The organism is Chishuiella sp., assembly GCF_032109125.1.
Lineage (GTDB): Bacteria > Bacteroidota > Bacteroidia > Flavobacteriales > Weeksellaceae > Empedobacter.
The window spans coordinates 358,653-365,166 of record NZ_DAMCLZ010000002.1 but is presented as its reverse complement, the minus strand read 5'-3'; the positions used below and the strand labels follow the sequence as shown (position 1 = coordinate 365,166).

General features: G+C 29.9%; 5 protein-coding genes. All 5 read right to left on the bottom strand.

The window, feature by feature from the left end; translation table 11 throughout:
- Nucleotides 1–496 precede the first annotated feature (496 nt).
- The gene (locus RT575_RS04610; RefSeq protein ID WP_313579156.1) at nt 497–1,897 is read right to left on the bottom strand and encodes an NAD-dependent succinate-semialdehyde dehydrogenase; all 1,401 of its coding nucleotides are present in this window, start codon (nt 1,895–1,897) and stop codon (nt 497–499) included.
- Nucleotides 1,898–2,039: 142 nt separating this feature from the next.
- On the bottom strand, nt 2,040–3,170 hold the full coding sequence (locus tag RT575_RS04605) for an efflux RND transporter periplasmic adaptor subunit (protein WP_313579155.1): 1,131 nt from the start codon (nt 3,168–3,170) through the stop codon (nt 2,040–2,042).
- 35 nt (nt 3,171–3,205) lie between these two features.
- The gene (locus RT575_RS04600; RefSeq protein WP_313579153.1) at nt 3,206–4,462 is read right to left on the bottom strand and encodes an ABC transporter permease; all 1,257 of its coding nucleotides are present in this window, start codon (nt 4,460–4,462) and stop codon (nt 3,206–3,208) included.
- Nucleotides 4,462–5,691, bottom strand: coding sequence for an ABC transporter permease (locus tag RT575_RS04595; protein WP_313579151.1), 1,230 nt, complete (start codon nt 5,689–5,691; stop codon nt 4,462–4,464). Before RT575_RS04595 ends, RT575_RS04600 begins: the two co-directional genes overlap by 1 nt.
- 21 nt (nt 5,692–5,712) lie before the next feature.
- Nucleotides 5,713–6,402 (bottom strand): ABC transporter ATP-binding protein, encoded by a 690-nt coding sequence (locus tag RT575_RS04590; protein ID WP_313579149.1) that lies wholly within the window; start codon nt 6,400–6,402, stop codon nt 5,713–5,715.
- Between the last annotated feature and the right edge of the window lie 112 nt (nt 6,403–6,514).

Below are 6,514 nucleotides of genomic sequence, written 5' to 3'. Positions count from 1 at the left end.
ATTTTTTAATCTTTTTTACTTTTTCATCATTTTTACAGGAAAACAGAGAGTTTTTCAGTTCTTAGTTGTGAGTTGTGAGTTCTTAGTTGTGAGTTGTTAGTCTTAAGTTATAAGTGATATGATTAACTTAATAACTGAAACACTGAAGAACTTGAACACTACAAAGCTCAAAGATTCTTCGAAAAGCTATGAATGACAGTTCATAAGTTATTAGTCTTAAGCTATAAGTGATATACCTAACTTAATAACTGAAACACTTAAACACTGAAGAACTTGAACACTGGAAAAAAATAGTTATTCTCCATACTAACGATGTTAAACCATGGCATGATTAGCGAGTAACAGCTACCTTGAAAAGTTGATGTTGCTAGCTACTTTGAGATATAGACTCGTGAAAAAGTAAACTGAAAGGTTACTATTCAATCCAAAAATATTATAAAAAAATCCTCAAGAAGTTCTTGAGGATTTTGTATTATTTTATTTAATTTTTTACTTATTAATATAAGTTTTCTGGCGATGTTACTCGAATTAATTTAGCATTTACAAATTCGTAAATAGCAGCTGGTGATTGTTCGCGTCCATAACCAGAACGTTTAGTACCACCAAATGGTAATTCAGGAGCAATACCAGTTACGTGATTAATATAAACCATTCCAGTATCTATTTTACGAGCAACTTCTTTTGCTTTTGGAATATCATTTCCAAAAACTGAACCTCCTAATCCAAATGTTGTAGCATTTGCTAATTCAATTGCGTCCTCTATTGTTTTATAAGTATAGATAACTACAACTGGTCCAAAAATTTCTTCGAAAAAAATAGGGTTTTCAGCAGTAATACCAGTCAATAAAGTTGGCTCTAAAAAAGCTCCAGGTCTATCAATACGTTTACCTCCTAATTCTACTTTAGCTCCATTTGCAACAGCTTTTTCTACTTGTCCAGCTACATCTTGAGCTGCTTTTTCGCTACTCAAAGGTGCAACTACTGTATCATCCTCTAATGGATTACCAACCTTTAAAGAAGCTAAAAGAGTTTTTGCTTTTTGAATAAAATTCTCAGCAATAGTTTCAGGGACAATAATTCTCTTAGGAGAAACACATACTTGACCAGCATTCCACATACGCCCCAAAATAGCAGTTTCTACAGCTTTATCAATATCTACATCTTCTAAAACTATAAAAGGATCACTACCTCCAAGCTCTAATGTCGATTTTTTAATGTTTTTACCTGCTGCAGCTGCAATACTTCCTCCTGCAGCTTCACTACCTGTAAGAGCAACAGCTTTAATTTTTGGATTATCTACAATACGTTCAACACTTCCTCCTGGAACAAATAAATTTGTATACACACCTTTAGGCAAACCTGCTTCATGAAAAATATCTTCCATAATTTGGGCACATTGAGGAACATTAGAAGCATGTTTCAATACCATAGTATTACCTGCCATTAATGCAGATGCTGCAGAACGTGTAATTTGGTAATATGGAAAATTCCAAGGTTGTACACTTAATAAAACTCCTATTGGTTCATAACTTAAAAAAGCTTCACCTAATTCAGTTTCTAATGGATGATCTGATAAAAATTTCGATGCATTATCAGCATAATAATCAAAAATATTAGCGCTTAATTCTACTTCATAAATACTTTCTCGAAGTAATTTACCCATTTCTAAAGTTGCTAATTTCCCTAATTCTTGTTTTCTATCACGCATGATAGAAGCTACTTTATGTATAATTTTTGCTCTTTCGTCAAAAGAAGTATTTTTCCATGATTTAAAAGCTTCATCTGCTTTATCTACAATTTGATCAACTTGATCGTTACTCATTATTTCGAATTCTTTTACCAATTCATTATTAAAAGGATTAATTGATTTGATATAAGATTTTTTTAATGTTTCCATTTTATATTTTTTTAATTAAAAATCAGTTAAGAGAAACTATCCTTGTTTCTGTAACTAAGTTACAAAATCTTATTGTTAAAAAAATAAAAAACTACGTTAAATTTATAATCGATATAAATAATATTAAAAACTAAATTACCTATTATTCTTCTTTATTAGTTGTAGCTTTATTAAGATCTGTATTCCATATTTTTATTTTATCTGTCTTTTTTAATCCAGATTTAACTTGAACATTTACACCATCTGTAATACCAAGTATTATATATTTTTTTTCATATTTAGCATCTTGACCTTTACCAAAGGTTAAAATTTCCACATAAGGTTTTTGATTTTCATCGTAACGAAGATGAGCTGATTTTATCAATAATACATTTTTAGCTTCTTGTGTCACAACTTCTGCGTTGGCTGAATAACCTGCTCTGATAAAATTATCTGATGTTAACTGAATAGGAGCTTTAATCTCGAACTGAACAACACCGTTGCTTGTAACACCCTGAGGAGAGATAAAATCTAAAACAGCTGTAAATGTTTTATTTGCTATAGCACCAATTGATACATTAATTTTCATACCTTCTTTTAATTTACCTACTTCAGCTTCATCAACTTTTCCTTGAAATATCATTTTATTAACATCTGCCATTGTTGCAATTGTTGTTCCCGTTGAAAAATTATTAATCTGCTGTACCATATTCCCAACCTCAACAGGTATACTTAAAATCATTCCTGAAGTAGTTGCCAAAATTCTAGTTGTTGCATATTTTTCCAATCCAGGAGCAATACCAGTTTGTGCAACTTTATAATCATACTGAGCAGTTTTTAATTGTTGTTGAGCAGACAGATAAGTAGCTCTAGAATTATCATAATCTTCACGTGGTAGAACACCTTCGTTATATAATGTATTTGTTCGATTAAAATTACGTCTTTCTTGATCTACTTTTATTTCTGCAGCAGTTATAGATTGGCGAGCACTATTTAGAGATTCAACATTTGGAACGACTCTTAATTCACAAATTAATTGTCCTTTTTCTACACGTTCTCCCTCAGCAACATTAATAGATTTTATTACACCAGAGATATTGGGTTTAATCTCTATCGTTTCTAAAGGTTTTACCTCTCCTGTAGCAACAGCTTTTACTTCAATATTTCCTATAAAAGGAGTTGTAGTTTCATAGGTATCTATAGATTGACTATTCTTCTTACCGAAGTAAGATATGACTCCGACTATTGCACCTATAAATACGACAACAAGTAAAATTTTTATAAATTTCTTCATTATATCTATGTGTTAAATATTGTTTTTTTATTAAATTATTCATCTCTTAATGCATCGATTGGTTTTATTTGAATTGCTCGTTGAGCAGGAATTAAACCAGCTAAAGTTGCCATAATTACCATGATAGCTAAGGCTGAAAATAATGTTGGTAAATCTATGGAAGCATTATATAATGGTATGTTTTTATTTCCTGGTATTAATATCTCATTTAAAAACATTAAAATTAAAGCAGCTGAAATAATTCCGATAAAACCAGCGATAAGAGTTAATATAACTGATTCTAAAAGAATTTGTCCTCTTATTTGGGATGGAATAGCACCAAGGGCTCTTCTAATTCCAAATTCTTTTGTTCTTTCTGAAACAGTAATTAGTAAAATACTTGCAATTGCAATAACACCTGAAAAAAGAGTCATTGCTCCTACAACTACAGCTAAAAATTGCATTCCTTTTACAAACTTTAGTACTTTACCTAACATTTCACCTAAATTGAATCCACCAATAGCTTGGTCATCATCAGGAGAAATATTTTTAATTTCTTTTAAATATGATTTTAATTGTTTTTCAAAACCTTTAATATCATAACTATTCGGTAAACTAAGACTCAAATAATTAATTGTTTCACCTTGATTGTATACTTTTTGAAAAGTAGTGAATGGAATAAAAACTTCATTTTTACCTTCTACAGGTGATGAAGGAGAATCATAAATACCTACAATCGTATAATAACTATCACTAATTCTTATTTGTTTTCCTAATGGCTTAGGATCATCTCCAAAAAAATCTTCTGCGACTTCAATTCCTAAAACGCAAACTTTTGATTCTGTTTTTATATCATCTTCATTAATAAAACGTCCTTGTATAATATCTTTTCCAAACATTCTATTTTGATCAGGATAATCTCCATTTACAGTATAAAAATTATATTTAGAACCATAAGCGATAATTGTACTAGATTTTGAATTTCTAGGAGCTAAAAGTGATATTTGAGGAAATTGTGCTTGAATTTTTTTTACATCACTCATCTTTAATTCTATCGTTCGGCCTTTCTGAAAACCTTGATATGGAATTGAAGTTTTTCCTCCCCACACAAATAAGGAATTGGTAGCAGAATTAGCTAAATTACGATCAAAACCATTTTGTAATCCTTTTGTTACACCCAATAGAAGTACAAATAAAAACATACCCCATGCAACACCAATCATCGTAAGAATTGTACGTAACTTATTCTTACGAATAGCTGCATAAACCTCGCTCCAAGCATCTACATCAAAAATAAATTTTATAAAGTTCATTATTCGTCTCTTAAAGCATCAATTGGTTTTATTCTCGCAGCACTTAAAGCAGGTATTAATCCTGAAATTGTTCCAGACACAAAAAGAATTACGGAAGCAACTATTAAGGATTTCATTTCTACTCCTGGATTAAAAATAAAATATTCTTCTAAACTATCTCCTATATTTTCTACAACTAAAGAAGCTAATGCTATTCCTAAAATTCCAAAAATTATAGTTATAAGAATTGCTTCTTGTAAAATAAGACTTAAAACATTAAATGGTGTTGCCCCCAATGCTTTTCGTATACCTATTTCTTTTGTTCTTTCTTTTACACTAAAAATCATAATATTCCCAATACTTACAATTCCTGCTATTAAACTACCTCCACCAATTACAAGAACAATAACTGTCAATATTACAAAAAACTGATTTGTTTGCTCCATATCTTTAGCGGCATTCCTCACCCATAAACCAGAATAATCAGATGCAGCAACATTATGTCTAATTCTCATATTATATTCAATTGTTTTGGCCAAATCTGATATTTCGGATAAACCAAGATTATCTTTTGGGGTTACAATAATTGAAGAAACCTTATCTGTCGCATAAATAATTTTAAAGGTAGAAAAAGGAGTATATAAAGCTCTTTCTGCATTGTCGCCTCCATCATTACTTTTAAAAACACCTACTACCTGATACATCGCATTACCAACTTGTAAATATTTTCCAAGAGGAATTTGATTTGGAAAAAAATCTTGAGCAACTAAACGTCCTATAACAATAGATTTTGCCTGATTATCCATATCCTTTTGATTAATAAATCGACCAGAAGTAACTTCTTCATTAATCATATTTTCATATTGTGGATATACACCAGTAATTGAATAACTACCTGAATTAACTTCGTTTCTTATTGTATCAGTTTTTGCAATAGTACTCACAACGCTTTTAATTTGATCAGGAAAAGATTTTTCTATAAAATTAAAATCATTTAAATCCAATTCAATTGTTCTTCCTTGCTTATAACCATTATAAGGAACACTCGTAGTTCCTCCACTTAAAGTAATATTTAATGAATTTGCTTTAAAAAATTGTTTCTGAAAACCATTTTGTAAACCATTTCCCAATCCATATAATGTAATAAAAACAAAAAGAGCCAATGCTATTGTTAATCCAGACAAAGCTGTACGTAGTTTATTACTTGAAATGGATGACCAAATTTCTCTCCAACGATCGATATCAAACATAAAATTTAATAATTATTATAATTAAACTCGAACTTGGTTAACTTTCTCATCACTTACAATAACCCCATCCTTTAATCGAACTATGCGTTTACACATATTTGCAATATCATCTTCGTGAGTTACCATTACAATAGTTTTCCCCTCATCATTTATTTCTTGAATAAGATGCATAACTTCTTGAGACGTTTTTGTATCCAATGCACCTGTTGGTTCATCTGCTAATAATAATTTAGGTTTAGCTGCCAAAGCTCTTGCGATAGCAACGCGTTGTTTTTGTCCACCAGAAAGTTCATTAGGCATATGTGAAGCCCAAGGAGCTAATCCTACTCTATCTAAATAACTTTTTGCTACTTTATTTCGCTCAGATCTTTTTACTTTTTGATAATATAATGGTAGGGCTACATTTTCTAAAACATTTTTAAAACTAATTAAATTATAGGATTGAAAAATAAATCCTAGAAATTTATTTCTATAATTTGCTGCTTTCGTTTCATTTAATTTTTCAATTCTCACACCATCTAATTCATAAATTCCAGTATCATGTTCATCCAACATACCTATTATATTCAGTAATGTTGATTTTCCTGAACCAGAAGATCCCATAATAGCAACAAATTCCCCTTCATCAATTTCAAGGTTAATTCCTTTTAAAACATGAAGTTTATTTTTACCCATTTTATAGGATTTATTTAAATCACGAATAGATATCATAAATTGAAAAAAATATTTTTTTTATAAATGTATTTTATATGTCGTTATAATTAAAGAAAATGTTACAATTAGTTAAATCTAATCATCATTAATTTTCATAAAAAAAGTCATG